Annotated in this window: 16 protein-coding genes; 12 read left to right on the forward strand and 4 right to left on the reverse strand. The window is 62.3% G+C overall.

What is annotated here, in order from left to right; all coding sequences use genetic code 11:
- The first annotated feature begins 264 nt into the window (after positions 1-264).
- The 8 genes from K2Y42_RS15510 (at position 265) to K2Y42_RS15545 (ending at position 9199) form a co-directional block, all read left to right on the forward strand.
- Positions 265-1443: an HlyD family secretion protein gene (locus K2Y42_RS15510; RefSeq protein ID WP_291154205.1), complete on the forward strand. Its 1179-nt coding sequence runs from the start codon at positions 265-267 to the stop codon at positions 1441-1443.
- A 44-nt stretch (positions 1444-1487) separates the two neighbouring features.
- Positions 1488-3086, forward strand: a complete 1599-nt coding sequence (locus K2Y42_RS15515; RefSeq protein WP_291154207.1) for a DHA2 family efflux MFS transporter permease subunit — start codon at positions 1488-1490, stop codon at positions 3084-3086.
- A gap of 197 nt (positions 3087-3283) precedes the next feature.
- The gene (gene rplS / locus K2Y42_RS15520; RefSeq protein WP_291154209.1) at positions 3284-3952 is read left to right on the forward strand and encodes a 50S ribosomal protein L19; all 669 of its coding nucleotides are present in this window, start codon (positions 3284-3286) and stop codon (positions 3950-3952) included.
- A 250-nt stretch (positions 3953-4202) separates the two neighbouring features.
- Positions 4203-5030 (forward strand): type I methionyl aminopeptidase, encoded by an 828-nt coding sequence (gene map, locus K2Y42_RS15525; RefSeq protein ID WP_291154210.1) that lies wholly within the window; start codon positions 4203-4205, stop codon positions 5028-5030.
- A gap of 11 nt (positions 5031-5041) precedes the next feature.
- Positions 5042-5704 (forward strand): DNA repair protein RadC, encoded by a 663-nt coding sequence (gene radC / locus K2Y42_RS15530; RefSeq protein ID WP_291154212.1) that lies wholly within the window; start codon positions 5042-5044, stop codon positions 5702-5704.
- 156 nt (positions 5705-5860) lie between these two features.
- A complete protein-coding gene (locus tag K2Y42_RS15535; RefSeq protein WP_291154213.1) occupies positions 5861-7102 on the forward strand; it encodes a site-specific integrase in 1242 nt (413 codons plus the stop codon).
- On the forward strand, positions 7099-8445 hold the full coding sequence (locus K2Y42_RS15540) for a PDDEXK nuclease domain-containing protein (RefSeq protein ID WP_291154214.1): 1347 nt from the start codon (positions 7099-7101) through the stop codon (positions 8443-8445). The genes K2Y42_RS15535 and K2Y42_RS15540 overlap by 4 nt, the downstream gene beginning before the upstream one ends.
- Complete coding sequence (locus tag K2Y42_RS15545; RefSeq protein WP_291154215.1) at positions 8438-9199, forward strand: hypothetical protein; 762 nt, start codon at positions 8438-8440, stop codon at positions 9197-9199. The genes K2Y42_RS15540 and K2Y42_RS15545 overlap by 8 nt, the downstream gene beginning before the upstream one ends.
- 42 nt (positions 9200-9241) lie before the next feature.
- Here K2Y42_RS15545 and K2Y42_RS15550 read toward each other — a convergent pair whose 3' ends face one another.
- From K2Y42_RS15550 to K2Y42_RS15560, 3 genes are all read right to left on the reverse strand, one after another.
- Positions 9242-11731: an AAA family ATPase gene (locus tag K2Y42_RS15550; RefSeq protein WP_291154216.1), complete on the reverse strand. Its 2490-nt coding sequence runs from the start codon at positions 11729-11731 to the stop codon at positions 9242-9244.
- The gene (locus K2Y42_RS15555; protein ID WP_291154217.1) at positions 11728-11949 is read right to left on the reverse strand and encodes a hypothetical protein; all 222 of its coding nucleotides are present in this window, start codon (positions 11947-11949) and stop codon (positions 11728-11730) included. The genes K2Y42_RS15550 and K2Y42_RS15555 overlap by 4 nt, the downstream gene beginning before the upstream one ends.
- Positions 11950-12038: 89 nt before the next feature.
- Positions 12039-12821 carry a helix-turn-helix transcriptional regulator gene (locus K2Y42_RS15560; protein WP_291154218.1) on the reverse strand — a complete coding sequence of 261 codons (783 nt, stop codon included), beginning with the start codon at positions 12819-12821 and terminating at the stop codon, positions 12039-12041.
- A 182-nt stretch (positions 12822-13003) separates the two neighbouring features.
- Between K2Y42_RS15560 and K2Y42_RS15565 the strand changes: the two genes are divergently transcribed.
- From K2Y42_RS15565 to K2Y42_RS15575, 3 genes are read left to right on the forward strand one after another with little or no spacing between them, the layout of a single operon-like run.
- The gene (locus tag K2Y42_RS15565; protein WP_291154219.1) at positions 13004-13558 is read left to right on the forward strand and encodes a hypothetical protein; all 555 of its coding nucleotides are present in this window, start codon (positions 13004-13006) and stop codon (positions 13556-13558) included.
- Between the two features lie 14 nt (positions 13559-13572).
- Positions 13573-14352: a Hachiman antiphage defense system protein HamA gene (locus K2Y42_RS15570; protein ID WP_291154220.1), complete on the forward strand. Its 780-nt coding sequence runs from the start codon at positions 13573-13575 to the stop codon at positions 14350-14352.
- On the forward strand, positions 14336-17866 hold the full coding sequence (locus K2Y42_RS15575; protein WP_291154221.1) for a DEAD/DEAH box helicase: 3531 nt from the start codon (positions 14336-14338) through the stop codon (positions 17864-17866). Before K2Y42_RS15570 ends, K2Y42_RS15575 begins: the two co-directional genes overlap by 17 nt.
- Positions 17867-17935: 69 nt before the next feature.
- Here the strand turns inward: K2Y42_RS15575 and K2Y42_RS15580 are convergent, their stop codons facing one another.
- On the reverse strand, positions 17936-19717 hold the full coding sequence (locus K2Y42_RS15580; protein WP_291154222.1) for a GGDEF domain-containing protein: 1782 nt from the start codon (positions 19715-19717) through the stop codon (positions 17936-17938).
- 372 nt (positions 19718-20089) lie between these two features.
- On the opposite strand from K2Y42_RS15580, the gene K2Y42_RS15585 reads away from it, so the two are divergent.
- Positions 20090-21286, forward strand: a complete 1197-nt coding sequence (locus K2Y42_RS15585; RefSeq protein ID WP_291154224.1) for a DUF932 domain-containing protein — start codon at positions 20090-20092, stop codon at positions 21284-21286.
- Positions 21287-21376 lie beyond the last annotated feature (90 nt).

Consider the following 21376-nt stretch of genomic DNA (forward strand, 5'->3'; position numbering starts at 1 on the left):
AAATCTCTCGAAAGGGAACCAAACGGTTCAGTTTGGTATTGATATCGGCGCAGCGGTGGCCTATGTCAATGCTGGAACTGAACCGTACAGTTTATTTTGCTTTTTGTCAGGACGATTTCAATGTCGACCCAAGGCGCCCGCCTCAAGACTTTTACTACGTTGAAAGCAGCCAGGCCGGATGAGGCGGCGGGGGCTGCGGCTCCCGAGGCCCGTGTCACCCTCAGAGAAGCGCCCGCCAAAGGAACGCCTGCCGGAGACGCACCCGTGAGCGAAGCGCCGGCGTCCGAACCGGCCGCGCGGGCCGCCGAGACGACGGCCGCTGCCGAAGCTGCCGCGACAGCGCCCGCGCCGCGATCGCGCAAGAAGGTCGTGCTCGGCGCCGCCGGCGCTCTGGCCCTCGCGGGCGCCGTGTGGTTCGCCTACGACTACATCACCGTCGGCCGCTTCATCGTTTCGACCGACGACGCGTATGTCGGCGCGGACATGGCGATCATTGCTCCCAAGATCGCAGCCAACGTTGCGGACGTTCCCATCGTCGAGAACCAGGCGGTGAAGCAGGGCGACGTGCTCGTGCGCCTCGATGACGGCGACTTCCAGCTCGCGGTTTCGCAGGCCGATGCCAAGCTCGCAACGCAGCGCGCGGCGATCTCGACGTTCGACGCGCAGATCCTCGCGGCGACGGCCACGGAAGATCAGATGCGCGCCCAGCTCGAAGCCGCGAAAGCGAGCGTGGCGAAAGCCGAGGCGGACTACGAGCGCACTAAGCCGCTCGCCGATCGCGACTACACGTCGAAAGCCACTCTCGATGCCGCCATTGCCGCGCGTGATACGGCTGTGGCGCAGCGCAAGGCCGGTGAAGCCGCCATCATCTCGGCTGAGGCCAACATTTCCCTGCTCAATGCGCAGAAGGTTCAGGCGGAGCACGTGGCCAAGGAACTCGAGGTTGCGCTGGCACAGGCCAAGCGCGATCTGTCGTTCACGCTCATCCGCGCGCCGTTCGACGGTGTCGTCGGCAACAGGAACGTGCAGGTCGGCGACTACGTGACGGCCGGCAAGCGCCTCGCGGCCATCGTGCCGCTCGACAAGGTCTACATCGACGCCAACGTCAAGGAAACGCAGCTCGCCGATATCAAGCCCGGTGAGACGGTGGATGTCAGCGTCGACGCGTTGGGCGGCGCTACGCTGCGGGGTGTCGTCGACAGCGTCGCGCCGGCATCGGGCTCGCAGTTCTCGCTGCTGCCGCCGGAGAACGCGACGGGCAACTTTACGAAAATTGTGCAGCGCGTGCCCGTGCGCGTGGTCGTACCGGCGTCGGAAGCCCAGGGCCGTTTGCGCCCCGGCCTGTCGGCCGTCGTCGAGATCGATACGCGGACCGCGCCGAAGCCGGACACCAGCGCCAGCCCTGGCTCCAGCCCGCAACAGATCGGCATGCGCGCCCACTAAGCCGCGAAACGTAAGTTGCCAACCGCCGGAGGGCGGTATCCGCCATGGCCCAATCCACAACGTTCGATGCTGCCCCCACCGCGGAGGGCGAAGCGAAGAAGCTCGACTGGATCGGCGTCACGCCGCGCCAGTTGGCGGGCTTTCTCGCAATGGTGTTCGGCATGTTCATGGCGATCCTGGACATCCAGATCGTCTCGGCGTCGCTGTCTGAGATCCAGGCGGGCCTATCCGCCAGCGGCGACGAAATCCCGTGGGTGCAGACGGCGTACCTGATCGCCGAAGTGGTGATGATCCCGCTCTCGGGATTTCTTGCGCGCGCGCTCTCGACGCGGGTGCTGTTCACGGCTTCGGCCATCGGCTTCACGCTGGCGAGCCTGCTGTGCGCCACGGCGACAACCATCGATCAGATGATCGTCTACCGGGCCATTCAGGGCTTTATCGGCGGCGGCATGATCCCGAGCGTTTTCGCGGTCGCGTTTTCGCTCTTTCCGGCGTCCAAGCGCAACATCGTCTCGCCGATGATCGGCCTCGTGGCGACGCTGGCGCCGACGATCGGACCGACTGTGGGCGGCTATCTCAGCAACGCGTTCTCCTGGCATTGGCTGTTTCTCGTCAACGTCGTGCCGGGCATCATTGTCGCGATCGCGGTGTTCCTGCTCGTCGATTTCGACAAGCCCGATCGGTCGCTCTTCCGCCGCTTCGATTTCTTCGGGCTTGGCGCCATGGCGCTGTTTCTCGGCTCGATGGAGTACGTGCTCGAGGAAGGTCCGCGCTACGATTGGTTCGACGATACGACGATTGCGGTGTTCGGCATTCTCTGTGTGCTGGGCGGCGTGCTGTTCTTCTGGCGCGCGTTCACGGCGGAGCAACCGATTGTCGAGTTTCGTGCCTTCCGGGATCGCAACTTCGCGTTCGGATCGGCTTTCAGCTTCATCATGGGCATCGGCCTTTACGGCCTGACCTATCTCTATCCGGTCTACCTCTCTCAGTTGCGCGGCTACGACGCGCTCATGATCGGCGAGACCATGTTCGTCACGGGCGTTGCCATGTTTCTGACGGCGCCGTTGGCTGGCCGCCTGTCGCAGGTGATGGATCCGCGGGTCATGATGCTCGTCGGCTTCCTGGGCTTTGCGCTGGGCACCTATATTGCCTCCGGCATTACCGCGGATTGGGATTTCTACGAGCTTCTGGTTCCGCAAATCCTGCGCGGCTCGTCGCTCATGATCTGCATGGTGCCGATCAACAACCTGGCGCTCGGCACGCTGCCTCCGGACCAGCTCAAGAATGCCTCCGGCCTCTACAACCTGACCCGCAATCTCGGCGGCGCGGTGGGGCTTGCCACGATCAACACCGTGCTCAACAACCGGACGGACCTTCACCTTCAGCGGCTGCACGAGAGCGTGGCCTGGGGCCGCGCCGTTGCCGAGGACACCCTGGCCGGGCTTACGCAGCAGTTGTCTGCTCAGATCCCGGACGGGGATCTGGCGGCGGTCAAGCAGCTCTCGCGGCTCGTGCGTCAACAGGCGGAGGTGCTGGCGTTCGCCGACGTGTTCCTTGTGCTGACGGGGCTTTTCGCCGGCATGGCGCTCCTGGCGTTGTTCATGCGCAAGCCTACGGCGGCGGTGCAGGGCGGCGGGCATTAAGCGCGGCGGCGGGTCGCCGCGCGGGCCAGAAACCGAGGCCTGGAGGGCTCGACAGAGGCTCCCAATTCCGCTATAGGGCGCCCAACAAATTCCCCCATCGAGGGTTGCTCCACAAGGAGCCGCACGAGCCGTGCTCGCGGACCAAGGTCCCGGCGCAGCTCCTCTGCATTGAAAAATATAATGAAAAAGGAAGAACGATGAACATTATTCAGCAGATCGAGCGCGAGCAGATGGATGCCGTGCTCAAGACCCGCACCGTGCCTGAATTCTCGCCCGGCGACACCGTCAAGGTCATGGTCAAGGTGATCGAAGGCGAAGGCGCCAAGCAGACGGTTCGCCTCCAGGCTTACGAAGGCGTCGTGATCGCCCGCTCCGGCGGAGGCATCAACGAGAGCTTCACGGTTCGCAAGATTTCCTACGGTGAGGGCGTGGAGCGCGTGTTCCCGATCTACTCGCCGTACATCGCTGAGATCGAAGTTCTCCGCCGCGGCCGCGTTCGCCGCGCGAAGCTTTACTATCTCCGTGGCCGCCGCGGCCGCGCCGCACGCATCTTCGAGCGTACGGACGTTCGCGCCCGCCGCCTCAACGCCGCCTGGAAGGGCTTCAAGAAGCCGAAGGGCGAGGCAGACGATCTGACCAAGATCAAGGGCATCGACGCGGACCTGGCCGCGCGCCTCAAGACGCTCAACTGCTACAAGCTCGAGCAGATCGCGAATTTCTCTGACGAGGACATCGCCAACGTCGACGAGGCTCTGAAGCTGAAGGGCCAGATCGAGCGCGACAACTGGGCCGGCGAAGCCGCCAAGCTGATCGCGGAAGCCACGGCTGGCGAAGTGCCGGCTGAAGAGGGCGAAGCAAAGGCTTAAAGCTCAGGCCCAAACGGGTGGAGCCGGATTTGAAATTACAAGCGGCGGCGCCACTCGGTGCCGCCGTTTTGCTTTTCCTGTTTTGCGTTTTCTGTGCGGCGTTTATGGGCCCCAGGTGGGCGTTGCAAGGCAGCCGAATTGGATTACATTCACGAACTGATCATACCATTCAAGGTCTGATCAAGCTGGCCCGTTGCTCCGTGCGGCGCGCGGGCCGTGGCCCCGATTGGTACAGATACCGGCATATTTGATGTCCAACGTCGAACTCTCCAGGACCGAGCTGCGCGAGACCAACGCCATCAAAAAGCATGGCGCGGAGGCTTTCGCGGCGATGCGCAAGGCGGGGCAGCTCGCGGCGGCGGCGCTCGACATGATCGGGCCCTACGTTCAGCCCGGCGTGGCTACCGAGGCGCTCGACGAGCGGGTGCTCGAATTCGCGCTCGATCACGGGGCCATTCCGGCGCCGCTTAACTACCGCGGATTTCCGAAGTCGATCTGCACGTCGATCAATCATGTCGTGTGCCACGGCATTCCGGGCCCGAAGCCCCTGCGCGAGGGCGATATCGTCAACATCGACGTGACGCTGATCGTCGACGGGTGGCACGGCGACACGAGCCGGATGTATGCGGTCGGCGCCATCAGCCGGCGTGCGGAGCGGCTGATCGAGGTGACGTACGAAGCGCTGAGGCTCGGCGTGGCGCAGGTGAAACCCGGCAACACCATCGGCCACATCGGCGCGGCCATCCAGGCCTATGCCGAAGGCGAACGCTGCGGCGTGGTGCGTGATTTCTGCGGGCACGGGCTGGGTCGCGTGTTCCACGACCGCCCGAACATCCTGCATTACGGCGAGGCGGGCGAAGGCACGGTGCTGGAACCCGGCATGCTGTTTACGATCGAGCCGATGATCAATCTCGGCAAGCCGCACGTCAAAGTGCTTGCGGACGGATGGACAGCCGTCACCCGCGATCGTGAGCTCTCGGCGCAGTTCGAGCACACGGTGGGCGTCACGGAAACCGGGGTCGAAGTGTTCACGCACTCACCGGCCGGTCTCGAATGGCCGTCGGTGGCAAAAGGATAGCGGACGTCTCGATGCAGGATCCCGGTGCGCGCGACGCGAAGGTGAATGCTGACGACAAGGCCCCGGACGAGGCTCCGGATCAAGGATCGTTTCTGGAAGTTGCGCAGCCGCTTTACACCGGCCATCGCGAGCGCTTGCGCGATCGGTTCCGCAAGGCGGGCGGAGAGGCGCTGCCGGACTATGAACTCCTGGAAATGGTGCTGTTCCGCGCCATTGCGCGGCGTGACACGAAGGATCTCTCCAAGCGGCTCGTGGCGCGGTTCGGCAGCTTCGCGGGCGTCGTGAACGCTCCGGACGCGCGGCTCAAGGAAGTCTCGGGCGTGGGTGAGGCCGTCGTGACGGAAATCCGCCTGATCCGGGCGGCCGCGTTGCGCCTCATGCGCAGCGAGATCGCGTCCGCGCCCGTGCTCTCGTCGTGGCCGCAGGTGCTCGATTACCTGATGGCGGCGCAAGCCTACGAGCAGCGCGAGATCTTCCGCATCCTGTTTCTCGATAAGAAAAACCGCCTGATCGCCGATGAGGTGCAGGGGCTCGGCACGGTCGACCATACGCCCGTCTATGTGCGCGAGGTCGTCAAGCGGGCGCTGGAGCTGTCGGCGACGGCCATCATTCTGGTCCACAACCATCCCACTACCCCCTTTTCGATCACGCTGGATCACGCTCAATACCCCTGAAACATCAATAAAATAGCCGCTTTTTGTGCATTGCGTACAGGGGGCGGTTATGGCAAATTGGGGGCGGTTAGAGGGATTGAAAACGGCTTTCCGATCCCAGCAAACGATCCCCGTTTCTCCTCGACCGATCCCAGTTGCGGGACCAGGAGGAACGTCATGCCAAGCCTGACCGACACAGCAATCCGACACGCGCTAAAGCGCGTCGAGATGAGCCAGAAGCAAGAAAACCTCGCCGACGGCGAAGGGCGCGGCACCGGTCGTCTCGTCCTGGTCCTCAAGCCCATGCCGAAGCGCGTCACAGCCGACTGGATGGCGCAGCAATGGCGCGACGGGAAGCGTACAAAGAAGAAGCTCGGCGCCTACCCGTCAATGTCGCTCGCGCAGGCGCGAGAAATCTTCAAGCGCGACTTTGCTGACGTGATCCAGAAGGGCCGAAGCATCAAGATCGCGACCGACACGCGTCCCGGCACTGTGGCCGATCTCTTCGAGGGCTATGTCGCGTCGCTCAAGGCTGCGGGCAAACCCTCCTGGAAAGAAACAGAAAAAGGATTGAACAAGATTGCCGACACGCTCGGGCGCAACCGCCTCGCCCGCGATATCGAGTCAGATGAAATCATCGAGCTGATCCGGCCGATCTATGAACGCGGTGCCCGGTCAATGGCGGACCATGTCCGGTGCTACATCCATGCGGCCTATGGCTGGGGCATGAAATCGGACAATGACTATCGGAACGCCTCTCCCCGCCGTTTCCGCATTCCCTACAATCCGGCGACAGGCATCCCCACTGAACCCAAGGTACAGGGCACGCGCTGGCTCAGCGACGACGAGTTCGTGCAGCTTTATCGCTGGCTGGAATGCCCGGATACGCCTGTCCACCCACCCTATACCCGTGCCGTCAGAATTCTTATGCTGACTGGGCAGCGGGTCCAGGAAATCGCACGCCTTCACATCGACCAATGGGACGCCAAGGAGCGGATTATCGATTGGTCAAATACTAAGAACCAGCAGCCGCATGCCGTCCCGGTGCCGTCGCTGGCCGCCGAACTGATCGCATCCATCAACGTGAACGAATATGGCTGGTTCTTCCCCTCGGCGGCGGACCCGTCCAAGCCGGTCAGCCACGGCACGCTCTACTCATTCATGTGGCGCCAGCGCGATCGCGGCGTGATCCCCTATGTCACGAACCGTGATCTTCGCCGCACCTTCAAGACCCTGGCCGGCCAAGCCGGTGTCTCCAAGGAAATCCGCGACCGCTTGCAGAACCACGCGCTTCAAGATGTCAGCTCGAAGCACTACGACCGCTGGAATTACATGTCCGAGAAGCGCGCCGGCATGGCGAAATGGGACAAGTTCGTCCGCGCCATGCTCGTCAAAAAGCGCATGAAGGCGGCGGCATGAGTCTTCCGCCCTCCAAGCCCACGCCTCGCCGCGCCAGGATCGTCAAGCCTGCCGTCGAAATCGACGCCCAGACATACGCCGCCTTCGTCGGCGATCTAAAGCAGAAGATCACCGCAGCGCGGCACCGGGCCGGCCTGTCGGTCAATCGTGAACTGGTTCTTCTCTACTGGACTATCGGCCGCGATATTTTGGGCCGGCAGGAGCGTGAGGGTTGGGGCGCCAAGGTCATCGACCGGCTGGCCGAGGATCTTGGCCGGGCCTTCCCCGAGATGACGGGGCTCTCGGCCCGAAACCTGAAATATATGCGCGCTTTCGCCGAGGCCTGGCCTGACGGCGAATTTGTGCAACAGGTTGTTGCACTATTGCCCTGGGGCCATAACGTTCGCCTTCTCGACGCGGTCAAAGCTCCCAAGGAGCGCGCCTGGTACGCCCGGCAAGCGATTGAGCACGGCTGGAGCCGGAACGTCCTCGCCCACCAGATCGACAGCAATCTTTACGCCCGTCAAGGGAGCGCGCTCACCAACTTCTCTCGGACCCTCCCGACCGAGCAATCCGAGCTCGCCCAACAGATCCTCAAAGACCCCTATACGTTCGATTTCCTAGCACTTGGTCCAGATATGCTGGAGCGCGATCTCGAACGCGGCCTGATAGAGCATCTGCGATTGCTGATACTGGAACTCGGGAAGGGATTCGCCTTCGTCGGCAGCCAATATCACCTCGAGGTTGGCGGCCAGGATTACTACCTCGACCTGCTTTTCTATCACCTACGCCTGCGCTGCTATGTGGTGATCGAGTTGAAGATCGAGGACTTCAAGCCCGAGTTCGCGGGCAAGATGAATTTCTATCTATCGGCCGTGGATGATCAACTACGCCACCCGGATGACAAGCCGACCATCGGCATCATCCTGTGCAAGGGCCGCAACGAGGTGATCGTGGAGTATGCGCTGCGGGATTCCATCAAGCCGATGGGCGTCGCTCAATATCAGCTCTCCCATGCGCTCCCACCTCAGCTCGAAGGGGACCTTCCGACGGTCGAGGAGTTCGCACGCGAGTTCCCGCTGATGTCGGTGGTCAAGCTTCGCATCGAAATCGAACGCGCCGTTCGCGACCTCGCCTCGGAAAGAGGCGTCGCCTTTGATCGGCCGGTCGGAATTATGAACATGCTACGTGAACTGCAACGGCAGGGCCTGGTGCCCGCCAGCACCGAGCAGATGCTCGGCGCGCTGCGAGTCATGAACGAAGCCTCGCATGGCGTGGACGTCGACTCGGACGCGGCGAAGCAGTCCGTCGAGATCGGCACGGTCTTCCTTGCCGAACTTAAGGCCTTGAGCGCCGATGACTGAGACGCTTAACGAGGAAACCATTGAGCGTCACAAGCAGGAGCTGATCGAGCCCGCCGCCACCCTCTATGCCGTTCAGAAGGTGTATGGGGATCAGGCGAAGGCCAAAGCCATGGCTGCTTATGGAAGGCTGATCGACGCCCATCTGCTCGTGACGGGCGTCCTCGCCAGCGGCATGTTGCGCATCAACGGCGCCGTTGTCGAAGGCGACCAGACTGCGTTCGAGCGCGACGCCCTGTTCGCAGCCTTTGTGATCGGACTGGAGCCTTGTGAGAGAGCCATCGCGGAGGCGCGCTATCTGCAGGCGCACGCGATGCTTCGCCAGGAACTTGAGATCCTGGCTCAGCTCAAGGCGGTTCGCGCAAACCGGCGAAAACTCAATGGTGCTCCGAACATTGCCGTCTTGGAGCAATCGCTCGCCCGTCTTTACGGCGGGCTTTCAGCCGCCGCCCATGTATCCCAGCATGATCTCGTCCAGAGTGCTACCGCGTGGGACGGTCAGATGGAAAATCTTCCCGGGCCGACAAACCTAACGCGCTACTTTCCCGAGACTGACGAAGGCCTCGCCCGACGATCCTACGCACTGCATATCTACATGATCCTGCGCCTGATCGAAGAGTTAAGCGTCGACCTTGCTAGCCGATATGACAACGCAGGTTTCACCAAGAGCGAAGCCGAGGCGCTCGGCCTCGCCGTTGATCTGATGGTTGCGGAAGGCATGCTCGAGCTCGTCGACGCCTCCCTACCCGAAACCTAGACTAGAACCGCCCGCTCGCGACACCGCTCCATCACGGATTGCCTAGCGGCGGTCCAACCGGCGGTAAAAGCGCTTCTGGTTGTTGGCCGGATCGACATAGGTAAAGCAGTCCGCCAGCCCATCGATGCTCTGCAGCACCCCCAGCAACGCATAAGCGCTAAAGGGCGTCCCCGCGCCGGTCTCGTAGTGGCTGACGAAATTGCCGACGATCGACGGCGCGTGATGGTTCTGCAGATCGGTGATCTGCTGAGCCGCGAGCACGCACCGATTTGCCGCCTGATAGAGCTTCACCGCCTCGGTGATCGCGTCGACATAGGTCGAGAGCGTCCGCTTGTCGCCGCGGGTTGCGTAGTCAGGTGGGACAGGCACCTCAAGCTTGGCGATAATTTGCCCCAACTTGTATTCGAGATACTGCCGCAGAAACGGCGCACCGATATCGATCTGGCCGGCATTCAGGTGCTGCAGCGCCTGCGCCTTCAGTCGATCCGCCTCCTGAGCGGATACCATAAGACGCCCCTTCGGCGGCATGCCCTGTAGCTTCTGGTGATGCCAATCCGCGGTGCCGTTCAGCTTGTCGAAGTACTTTTCCAAGCTGGTGTCATGACTCAGGATAATGAATTGCAGCCCGTCGGGCACAGCCCCGTAGCGCAGCAATGTCCGCATGGCGTCCATCAGTGCGAACTGGTGACCGGCGTCAAAGCTGGACGTGACGTCATCGAGCACCATGAAACGCGGAACGCCACTATGCTTGATCGCAGCCGCCAGGAAAATCGCGGCCGCCACGGCGTTCCGATAGCTCTCCGAGAGGAGAGCCCGGGCGCTGAGATCGTGCAGGCCGAAGAAATCGGCTAGCTTCAGATCGACGTTCTCGCTGTTCTGCGCCCGGCTCAAGGTCGGCTTCACATCAGGCCCGCCGCGCACGAACCGGCCAAACAGATCCTGACAGGCCGTCTGAATCTCGGCGATCCGCTCGTTGGCCAACGCCGCCTCTGCGTCCGCAAAGCTCTGGCCGGCCCGCGTAATGAACGTCTTCCAGCGGTTCAGCAGCTTGAGCTTGTCCTGTTTCGCCTTGAGCGCGGGCGCCCCGGCCTCGTATTCGAGGACGGCGTCGCGAAACTGCTTTGCGAAGCTGAGCGTGCGGGTGACTTGCACCAGCGAGGGCGGCAACCGTGCCTGCAAGGCTTCCGCCTCCTCGTGTACCCCGGCCAGGGTCTCGCTGCGCTGCGTCTCCAGAACTTGAAGACGCGCCTTGATGCGCTCGAGGTCGGCCGTCGTCGCGTCCCCCTTCTTGGCCGCCAGGTCGAACGCGACATGCAACCGATCGCCCGTCGCGATCGCCATGGCCGCCGCCTCCTCAATCTGGCGGAGCTTCGCGATCCCCGGGGCGGTGGCGACCTCCTTGACTAGTTCGGCGCCAAGCTGAGCGGCGGTGTCGTATTGGGCGATCTTGCCTTCCAGCATGGGCTTCAGAGGGCCTTCGCCTGTCGCCTCGCAAACCGGACACTGATTTGGATCGTGCCACTCAGCCCCGGACACCACCGCCAGCGCATCGCGCAGGAGGGCATGCAAAGCTTCCGCGCCGACGGCGCGCACCGCCTCGTCCCGCTTTCCCGCCAGATCAAGCAGTTGATCCAGGTCGGCAAGTTCCTCCACCGTGACGGGCAGGCCCGATAGCGACGTGACCGCGCCGGTCAGTGTATCCAGGGTCTTTCGTGCTTCCCCGCCTTCCTCCAATTCGATCGCCTTCTCCGCGGCGTCGAAATCGAGATTCATGACCGAGGCCTCGCCCACCAATGGCTTGAGCAATGCGATCGCGGACAAGGCGTCCGTCACGGCCGCCTTCAGATCGGATAGCTTATCGACAGCGGCGCCTCCCGCCCCTGCCACCTCGTCGCGGGCGGCGATGACACGCCGCTCGATCGCACTCAACGCACGCGCACCTGTGGTCACCTCCGCATCGAGCGCGGAGAGCCCCAGGTCGCTGTTGATGTTTTGCGTGCGCTTGGCGCCGTCGAGTGCCTGGCGCAGACAGGAGTATCGGCTCAGTCCCACGAGCGATGCGAAAGAACGTCCCCGTTCCAAGGCGGAGATGTCGATCAGCTTCGCGAACCGGGCGTAGTCGACGAGTACGAAATCTTCCTGCAAGCTCGCCAGAAACTGCTGCGGATCGGCATGACCGCTCGGCGAGGTCACCAAGCGCGCACCGTTGGCCGCCCGCGTCACCTTGATCGTCACATCCGGCGATCCGTCATCGCTGGCGAAGGTCAGATCGATCGTCGCCTGCTGCCCGGGATGGAAGCGATTAACAATGTAGCTGTCGCCCTGCTCAGCTTCTTGGAGCGCCTTCAGGCGAGGAACGATGCCGTGGATCGCGAAACAAATGGCTTCGAAGATAGAACTTTTGCCGACGCCGTTCGGCGCATGGACCGAGTTGACGGCGTCGGATTTGAACTTGAGTACGAGCGGGTCGCCGTCATTGTTGATCCCGCGAAAGCCCTCGATGGACAGTACGCCCAGAAAATACCGGGTCATGCCTTGTCCTCTCCCGAAGGCTTGGAAAGGTCGTTGAGAGCAGCCAGGACCGCCTTGTGAAACTCGCCGATCGTTGCACGGCTTGGCGCTGAGTCACCTCCTGAATCCAGGAGGCGCAAATTGTCGAAGAGAATCTTGGCGCACTCAGCGTCGATCTGCTCGGCCTCAGCTTGAAATAAAGCGAGATTATCCTCGAAAGTACTTTCCAACTTAAACATCGTTCGCTCCCAGCCTTTCCGGCCAATGCATCTTTAGTCAATTTCAGCGCGTGCGCCCAATACTTCGGCGGCGGAACGATTGCTTCTCATTATGCCGGGGCGGCGGCCTCCGGATCTTCACTCTTCCGAAGATTGCGCCACGCCGGAAGTATGAACGGCTGGCCATGGTCGATCGGCACCCGCATGGTGGTCTCGCCATACTCACCTGGCGGACCCAGGGCCACGACCTGACGGCTCTGATATGAGCAAGGCTCCTCTGCCGGCGCGACTGTGTAGCGCTCGGGCAATCTCCTCAGGACCGAGGTCTGATAGATCCAGATGTCGTTGCCTTTGAGAAGAACGATGAGCTGTCGGATACGGCGGCGAACCGCGATCTCCGTCGCAGGGGGAATAGCCACGAGAATATCACGTTGCGACCAGGACAAGCCGACGAGGATGTCGAACAGCTCCCGCGCATAAGCGCCCGTCTCCTCATCAAGCGTCGTCTCAATGATGCAGGCCACGTCGTGTGAGCGAGCCGCTTCCGTATAGAGTGCCCCTTCGTCCGTCATCGCGCTGGCGATGTCATAGTCGTGGCGAGGTATGAGCCGATCCTCATCCTGCATCAGAGCGGCGATGACATCGGATTCGCTTTTGACTGCCGCCGTCTCCGAAGGCTCCGAGACGAGGATGATGCGCTCGCGATGAACTTGCAGGGCTTTTGCCAGCCGATCGGCCGTCGACACCGAGATCGGCGCATTTTCATTTTCGATCATGCGAAACATGCGGATGCTGACCCCGATCTCATTGGCCATCTCCTTTTGGGTGGACAGCCTTTCCAACTGCTCCCGCACCGCCTTCACTACCTTCCCGTTCGGCACGACCTTCTTCATCTCGACCTCGTTGACCCATTGCGATGCCTCAACCTACACGGGGAAGCTGCCTGGCGTGAGGCAACCGACCGGAATCGAAGCGGCACACGAGCGGCAAACCGGCAGACTGGGCAAATCGAGTACAGCGCCCTTGACTAGGCATTTATGACCGGCCATTTATGCTCGGTCAAGGAGGCCTAGTCATGCTTCGCTACAATCCGGAAAAATTCGCGTCGCTATCCGAATCCGACATCGGTCAGCGCCTTTGGTCATTCCTAACGCGTGCTGAAACCATAGCTCGTCTGGAGACAGCGTCTGAACTTGGAAAGCCCGCGGTTGAGGGCATCGAAGAACAGTTGCTGGAGGAATTCCGTGAGGAAGCCCTCGCCGATCGCACAAAACAGATGATCGGCCACATGGTCCGGCAAATCATGGAGCAGCGCGACTGGATCCTCGATCAGACTGACGTAAAGGTCCAATCCGTGCCTTTTTCCAAGGCGGCCCGTTATCGGCGACCCGATTGGCATACGTTCCACGCCTTCCGCAATTCCGATGACCCGCGAGACGTCGCCATCACCGATCGGCGGCAGAATGCGAAACTCCCGCCCGAGGTGCGGTGGACCTACTACGCAACATTCGCAAGTCCGCTCAAGGCTTCAGTAGCGTTCGGGATCCGCGACATGAACAAGCTGCGCCAACACGTCGGAACTCACGGCTTTCAGCGCATGCGGATCCAGCGCGTCCTGCGGCGCGCGTGACGAGGCCGGGCCCGATGATTCAGTTCAACGATTGGTGCAATTCAGCCGACGCCCCTATCGGCAATCACCGCCTCCGCGTCATGACCGGCCGGCCCGCTGACTCAGCCCTCGGCGTCCAGGTCACGGCGTCGGCTATTCCGGGCCACTACGCGGCAGAAGAGCGGATCGCGCGTGCGCTGGCGCGGCTGAGCAAACCCGAGGCCGCCAGGGTCATCACCGACCTGCTTCCCCAGACGCCGCAAATCCGCTCCGGCGATCTTGGCGAGATGTATGCCACCGAATGGATCAACGCGCACAGCGGCTATCGCGCCCCTATCAAACGTCTCCGCTGGAAGGACCATCGCGACATGGCGATGCGGGGCGACGATGTTATCGGAATGATTCTCGACCCAGGGACGCAGCGCCTCCGCTTTCTGAAGACCGAGGCGAAGAGCCGGATCGATCTCCGCGCCCAGACCTTGGGGGAAGCACGCGCAGGGCTGGACAAGGATGGCGGCCGCCCTTCCTCGCACGCGCTCACTTTCGTCTCTGCCAGGTTGCTCGAGCTAGGGAACGACTTGCCGCTCGTCGATGCGATCGACGACGCTCTCTATCGGCACGGCATCCCTGTCGAGAGCGTTCAGCACCTGCTCTTTACGTTTTCGGGAAACGCCCCCCAGGCTCTGCTGACCCAAGCTTTGCAGGTCTATCCGGGCCCGATCGGCCAATGGGGCGTCGGCCTCCATGTCGACGGCCATGCTCAGTTCATTGGCGCCGTTTACGCGCAGGTAATCGCCAATGCCAACAACCCCTGAGGCGATCGTCGCGGCCATTACCGACGCAACGGCAACCGGCTTTCGAGGCCGGTTGATCGCGCGCGGTCAGGCTCGCGCCATGATCTGGCGAGACGGAGTCCTGCCTGCGGATGCTCCGGCGTTTGCGCCGCAGCTCAACTTCGATCTCCACAGCTATGGATATGGTCTTCTGGGACTTGGACTCCGCCTGCTCGAAATGGGCGGAGACGCTTCTCAGGCCCGGGTTGCCTTCGAACAGGCGGCAACCGCGCTGGAATCCGTCATGGCGCGAGGAGATCGCCGGGAAGCGGACCGCCATTTTCACTTTGTCATGGCTGGCGCTAGCTATCATCTCGCTCATCTATCGGCCCGCGCATACTCACTGCTCGCGTTCATCGCGGCGGAAGAGAACTTCTCCCCCATCGAACACGCTCTCGCTCGCCTTATGCGCCGAGACATCACAACGCTGCGGGCACAGGTCTATGAGTACCGTATCGGCGGCCAAGGCTCGGATGCTCGGATCGCAGCCCTCATCCGCGAGCGACTTGGCCAGGAAGAAGCTGCGGATCAGCCAGATCGTAACGGCCACGATTTCCTGTTCGAGGGCGTCGACCTCGCCCTGACCGACAACTTCTTCGGCGCGTTCGCGCTCTTCCTCCTCGCGCTTGATCGGGGCGAGCGCGCACTCGTCAACCAGGCCATCGCTCAACTACGAGAAAACCTTGCCGTCTGCGCTGAACTGAACCTCCTGCCCCAATGGTGGGCGCACCGCATCGCTATCCATCTCCTGTCCGACCTCTGGTCGAACACCTTCCACGAAAAACTGCCGCTGCTACCTACCGGAGGCCCCGCGCCAACATGGCCTGGGCTTCGTGAACTGTTCATCGCGTCACTCGGACGGCGGTCGAGGGCGGAAGTCGACCTCTGGCCGTCACAAATCGAAGCAGCAGCTCGAGCCGTGGACCAGTCGGATGATCTGGTCGTGTCGTTGCCGACGAGTGCCGGCAAGACGCGGATTGCGGAACTCTGCATTCTCCGGTGTCTTGCTGGCGGGCGGCGGGTGATGTTCGTCACACCGCTTCGGGCGCTCTCCGCTCAGACCGAGGCGACTTTGCAGCGCACCTTCGGGCCTCTCGGAAAGACCATCTCCGCGCTCTACGGAAGCATCGGTATGTCCGGCTTCGACGAAGACGCGATCCGGGAACGTGACATCGTGGTGGCGACGCCCGAAAAGCTCGACTTCGCTCTGCGGAACGATCCCTCCCTCTTGGACAATGTCGGACTGCTCGTGTTTGACGAGGGCCATATGATCGGCCCGGGCGAGCGCGAAATTCGATACGAGGTCCAGATACAACGCCTGCTCCGGCGCCAAGACGCCGATCAACGTCGTATCGTCTGCCTTTCTGCCATCCTTCCAGATGGCACCCAGATGGAGGATTTCGCGGCGTGGCTTCGCCGTGACCAACCTGGCGGCGCGATCAAGAATGATTGGCGTCCCACGCGGTTGCGTTTCGGCGAGGTCGTCTGGCATTCCCCGACGGCTAGGCTGAACCTGCGCGTAGGCGATGAGCGACCTTTCGTTCCCCGCTTTCTCACCGGCGCTGCGCCGCCGCTCTTCGTGCAGCCGAAGAAGCTGCGGAAGCGCCTTTTCCCAGACAGTCAGCAAGAGCTCAGCCTTGCCACCGCTTGGCAGCTTGCCGGTGACGGCCAGACAGTCCTGATCTATTGCCCCGAGCGGCGGAGTGTCGAGCCGTTCGCCAAGGTCATCGTCGACTTGAACGAACGTGGCGCACTTCCGTCATTGCTCGTCGCCGATGCCGCTTTGCTGCAAACGGCGATCGCGCTCGGCGAGGAGTGGCTCGGCGCGGGGAGCGACATCCTCAAGTGCCTTCGCCTCGGCGTCGCGCTCCACCATGGCGCGTTGCCGACCGCCTACCGCAAGGAAGTCGAGCGCCTTTTGCGCGAAGGAACGCTCAGGGTGACCATCTCGTCACCCACGCTCGCGCAGGGGCTGAACCTATCGGCGACGGCCCTCGTCATGCACTCTCTCTACCGCGCCGGCGAGCGCATCAAGGTATCAGAATTCAAGAACGTCATCGGCCGCGCTGGACGCGCCTACATCGATGTCGAAGGCTTGGTGCTCTATCCCATCTTCGAAGACACGCGGAACAAGAAGCACGACGAATGGGTCGCGTTGATCGAGGACCACGGCGCGCGTGAGATGGAAAGCGGGCTGATCCAGCTCATCCTTGCCCTTCTCACTCGAATGCACTCCCGCATCGGCGGCAACCTCGATCAGTTGATGGACTACGTCGTCAACAATGCCGCCGCATGGACCTTCCCTGAAATCCCCGGCGAGAAAGCAGACAAGCGGGAGCGCGCCCGAAAGGATTGGGAGCGCCATGTCGCCACCCTCGACACCGCCATTCTCAGCTTGATCGGCGAAGCCGACGTTCCCGATCACGGAATCGAGGCGGCTCTGGATGCGATCCTGCAATCCTCCTTGTGGCAGCGTCGTCTCCTTCGGGTCGACGATGCCTCCCGGACCGCCTATCGCACCGCGCTGCTGACCCGCAGCCGCTACATCTGGGCTAGGTCTACGGCCGCGACACGCCGCGGCTATTTTCTGGCCGGCCTGGGCCTCGAAGCTGGCCACGCCCTCGATGCCGTGGCGCCAGAGGCCAACGAACTCCTGATCCAGGCGAACGGTGCGCTTCTGGCCGCAAACGCAGAGGGAGCGATCTTGGCCATCACGACGCTCGCAGAGCGAGTGTTCGCTTTCTACCCGTTCACCCCCGATCCGTTTCCCGACAACTGGCGAGCCCTCTTGCGTTGCTGGCTGCTTGGCCAGCCACTCGCCGGGTTAGTCGCTGGCCAGGAGGGCGATGCGCTGCAGTTCATCGAAGGCGGCCTCGTCTATCGCCTTCCCTGGGCGATGGAGGCGCTGCGTGTTCGCGCGGCAGCGAACGGCGACGTCGTTGGACAATTCGGTCTTGCCTTGGACGATTACGAACTCGGAATGGCCGTCCCCGCCGTCGAAACCGGCACCATGAACCGCTCCGCGTCCATCTTGATCCAAGCCGGCTTCAATTCACGACTCGCCGCCATCAAAGTGGTGGTCGACACCGGCGCAACATTCATGACCGGCCAGGAGCTGCGGACGTGGTTACGCTCGCCCGAGGTCGCCGCTTGGTCAGATCAGCCGCACTGGCCAACTCCCGAGACCCGGGCAATGTGGCTTGAGTTCACGCGAGAATATGCTCCGCGCGACAATCGCACTTGGGCGGAAAGACGCTATCGCGGCCAAGCTCATTGGTATGGAGCCCCGCCCCCTCCGGGAGCACCTATTGCGCTCCACCACTGGAACGGCCAGCCCTTGGTGCTTTCTGGCGACGGACGCCCGATCGGCCGCCTCAATCATCCATTGAACCCACAACGTCATGGCCTCGTCCGAGCCACAATGGCCACTGACCCCGGCCAGATCGACCTCAGCTATCTCGGTCCGAACGATCTTTGGCTCGCTCCGCAGGCCTGACGCTGACGCCTCTTGACTCTGGCAACGCTTATCCGTGGATCGATCTACGCTGTTCTCTGCCAGATGCCGCTAACCTGTGGCCGTCAACCGCTTCCGACTATCGGCACCACGGTCTTCGGCGCGCGCGTCGTGAGGATAGAGCGGCACCGCGCCGGCGCCTTGAGAATGTAGCTGTAAGAGCCGGGTCATCGCTTTGCGGTCCACGGCACGCGAAAAGCCGAACCCTTGGCCGAGCTTGCACCCCATTGCCCAGAGCTGGCTGGCCTGCACTTCGGTCTCGATTCCCTCAGCGACAACGCGAATACCGAGCTTTGTCGCGATGTCGATCACACCTTCCACGACGACCAGGCTCGCGTCGTCCGGCCATAGCCTTGCAACGAAGGACTGATCGATCTTGATGATATCGACCGGCACCGTAAGCAAGTGCGTCAGCGAGGCAAAGCCAGTGCCGAAATCGTCCAACGCCACAAGAAGGCCGCTCTCGCGCAGCGTCTTGATCTCGCGGGCCACGACCCGGTCCCGCTGTCCCACATAAACATCCTCGTTTACCTCGAGGATGAGATGGGACAGCGGTACGCCAGCCTCGACGAAACTCTCTCTCAGCTTGCTACCCAAATTCCCGGCGTAGAAGTCCGCGGTCGAGACATTTACGCTCACGTGTCCAAACGACAGGCCCTCGTCGAGCCACCGGCGCACATCATCCGCCACGATCGACAGCATTCGGCTGGTCAGCGCCGTGGCGACATGGACATCGGAGGTCGCCGTCTGGAAATTCTTCGCCGCCACAACCTCGCCAGCCTCCGATATCATCCGGCAGAGCGCCTCGACCCCGATGATCTCTCGGCTGTCGAGGCGAACGATCGGTTGATAGTAGGCCTCGATCCGCCCGTCCCGCAGAGCGGCTGTCACATCGCGAATGGCGTCTCGGCGATGCGTGATCCGGGTGCCGATCCCGGGCCAGTAGCGGACGAAACCCCCGCGACCTGTTTCCTTTGCGTGATAGAGCGCGAAATCGGCGTTCTGGCTGACAGCCATCGCGCTCGCGTCTCCGGGCGAAAGGACCGCTCCGCCAATCGTCGCCTTGGGAACAACCATATGGCCATCACAATCGGCCGGCGTTTCCAACGCATCGAAGATTCGCGCTGCAGTAGCATCGAGATCCGCCAGGCTGGCGTGGGCCTGCACGATGACCGAGAATTCGTCACCCCCGACACGGAAGGTCACATCCGGCACCATCGCCCGTGAAATCCGCTGCGCGGCGATCCGGATCAGCGCATCACCAGCCTGATGTCCGAACGTGTCATTAACGACCTTCAGGTTATCGAGGTCCACCACAAGCAATGCCCAGGACCCGACATCCTCACATGGCACGCGCGCCATCGCGGCATTGAATGCAGCTCGGTTCGGCAAGCTTGTCAGAGCATCCACACTTGCGCGTCGTTCGCGATCGACGACACGCGCATGTCTGCTGAGAGCCATCTCGCAAAGTTCGATGCTTGTGCTCATCACGGCCCGCTCTTTATCGTCCGGGCCTCTCACCTCACGGAAATAGAGCGCGACCACGCCAATGGTCGCACCGTCTTCATCCTTTACAGGTGACGACCAGCAGGCCCTCAGGCCCACCGACATTACGAGTCCGCGGTACTTGCTCCATCTGGGATCATGCTCGATATCGTCGGCTGCGATCGGGACACCCAGATACGCCGCCGTACCACACGACCCGACATCCGGTCCGATAAACACGCCTTCGAGCGAGGCACTGAACTCTTCGGGTAAGCTCGGTGCGGCAATTGGATGCAACAAGCCGGCCCGATCCACCGCAAGAACCGTGCACACGATCTCGGGGAACACCAACTCGACCTCAAGGCAAAGCTGGCGAGCGGTTGCTGATAGAGGCTCCCCCTTTGCAATCATCCGAAGTATGTTGTTCTGTAATTGAAGCAAAAAAATCGAGCCGCCTACACCAGAGACAATTCCCCGACGACTAGAATAGTCGGGTTGGGTGAAGCGGGTGTTCGAAGGATTGCTAAATTTCGAATTAACCGCGTGATTCATCCGTGGAGGGGAAGGCTTTCCCCTGCGGTCGAGCCGTTCCGTCTCGGCCGACCCCTTCTGCGGGGAGACCCCGCAACGCCCCCTGAGAGTGAGAGTGCTGAGGGATTTTCCGTGACGGGTTGAGGGCTGGAGAAGAGGTCTCCGGCGCCCGTCATGGAGATTAGTCCCATGACCCAGGTTTCAGTTCTCGACGCGCGCCGCGACACCAGCGGCGGCTACAAGGTGGATGTCGGCCGCGGTGAGCGCATCGGCCGCGTCTCGTCGGAATGGTTCTCGCGCCCGGCCGACGAGCGATATCTGTCGCTGTCCGAGCTGGCATATTCCGTTCGCGACCGCGCCGATCGCAGCCGGACGCGCGTCGTGGAGAGCGCACTTATCCATGTGGAGGCGAACCGCAGCGACCCGGAACGGCTGGCCTTGATCCTGCCAGGCACGGAAGCGGCCATTGCCCCGACCCATTGGAGCTTCGGCCAACTGGCCAGCCTCGTCGGCGCACCGGCAGCCTATCTGCGCCAGCTTCCCGCGCCGCTCGCCGCGATCAACTTGCAATATGGCCTGACATCCAATCGGGCGGAGCAGATCAAGACGCTGGAAACCGATAGCGGCCGTGTCGAGTTGCGCGCCGTCACTGGCCCGGACTATGGCCGCATCTACGACCACGAGCTGGTCGAGGCCGTGCAGCGCATTGCCGGCAACGGCACGGGCGACACCCGCTGGAAAGTGCCAGGCGTGCTCGACTGGTCAACGGGGATCTACAATCCGCGCGTCGATATAACCAAAGACACGACGACGCTCTATGCCTCCGACCGCGACGTGTTCCTCTTCCTGGTCGATGACCTGAACCCGATCGAGGCCGGCCGTCTGCCGGACGGTTCGCCGGATCTCTATTTCCGGGGCTTCTACTGCTGGAATTCCGAGGTCGGCGCCAAGACGCTTGGCATGGCGAGCTTCTATCTGCGCGCGGTCTGCCAGAATCGAAACCTCTGGGGCGTGGAGGATTTCGAAGAGATCACCATCCGCCACTCCAAATATGCCGCCAATCGGTTCGCCCATGAGGCGGCGCCGGCACTGGCGAACTTCGCCAATTCCTCGCCGCTGCCTTTCGTCAACGGCATCAAGGCGGCCCGCGAGCGGATCGTGGCGCGCAGCGATGAGGATCGCACCAACTTCCTGCGCCGCCGCGGCTTCTCCAAGGCCGAAACCGGCAAGATCATCGACACGGTGCTGGCCGAGGAAGGTCGCCCGCCCGAGAGCATCTTCGATTTCGTTCAGGGCATCACCGCCGTCGCACGCGACAAGTCCCATCAGGACGCTCGCCTCGACATGGAGGGCAAGGCGAAGAAACTGTTCGATCGAGCCGCCTGACATCCGGGAAGCCGGAGATGCGATTTTCCGTATCTCCGGCTTTGCGCTTCCGCGTGTTCTCAAGTCCGTTCCGTGGTGCTGCCCCCTTTA

Source organism: Hyphomicrobium sp., from assembly GCF_019744875.1.
Taxonomy (GTDB): Bacteria; Pseudomonadota; Alphaproteobacteria; order Rhizobiales; family Hyphomicrobiaceae; genus Hyphomicrobium_C.

Coding starts and splice junctions, on each gene's coding strand:
- K2Y42_RS15515 (WP_291154207.1), top strand. CDS start 1,488: ATGGCCCAATCCACAACGTTCGATGCTGCCCCCACCGCGGAGGGCGAA.
- rplS (WP_291154209.1), top strand. CDS start 3,284: ATGAACATTATTCAGCAGATCGAGCGCGAGCAGATGGATGCCGTGCTC.
- map (WP_291154210.1), top strand. CDS start 4,203: ATGTCCAACGTCGAACTCTCCAGGACCGAGCTGCGCGAGACCAACGCC.
- radC (WP_291154212.1), top strand. CDS start 5,042: ATGCAGGATCCCGGTGCGCGCGACGCGAAGGTGAATGCTGACGACAAG.
- K2Y42_RS15535 (WP_291154213.1), top strand. CDS start 5,861: ATGCCAAGCCTGACCGACACAGCAATCCGACACGCGCTAAAGCGCGTC.
- K2Y42_RS15540 (WP_291154214.1), top strand. CDS start 7,099: ATGAGTCTTCCGCCCTCCAAGCCCACGCCTCGCCGCGCCAGGATCGTC.
- K2Y42_RS15545 (WP_291154215.1), top strand. CDS start 8,438: ATGACTGAGACGCTTAACGAGGAAACCATTGAGCGTCACAAGCAGGAG.
- K2Y42_RS15550 (WP_291154216.1), bottom strand. CDS start 11,731: ATGACCCGGTATTTTCTGGGCGTACTGTCCATCGAGGGCTTTCGCGGG.
- K2Y42_RS15555 (WP_291154217.1), bottom strand. CDS start 11,949: ATGTTTAAGTTGGAAAGTACTTTCGAGGATAATCTCGCTTTATTTCAA.
- K2Y42_RS15560 (WP_291154218.1), bottom strand. CDS start 12,821: ATGAAGAAGGTCGTGCCGAACGGGAAGGTAGTGAAGGCGGTGCGGGAG.
- K2Y42_RS15565 (WP_291154219.1), top strand. CDS start 13,004: ATGCTTCGCTACAATCCGGAAAAATTCGCGTCGCTATCCGAATCCGAC.
- K2Y42_RS15570 (WP_291154220.1), top strand. CDS start 13,573: ATGATTCAGTTCAACGATTGGTGCAATTCAGCCGACGCCCCTATCGGC.
- K2Y42_RS15575 (WP_291154221.1), top strand. CDS start 14,336: ATGCCAACAACCCCTGAGGCGATCGTCGCGGCCATTACCGACGCAACG.
- K2Y42_RS15585 (WP_291154224.1), top strand. CDS start 20,090: ATGACCCAGGTTTCAGTTCTCGACGCGCGCCGCGACACCAGCGGCGGC.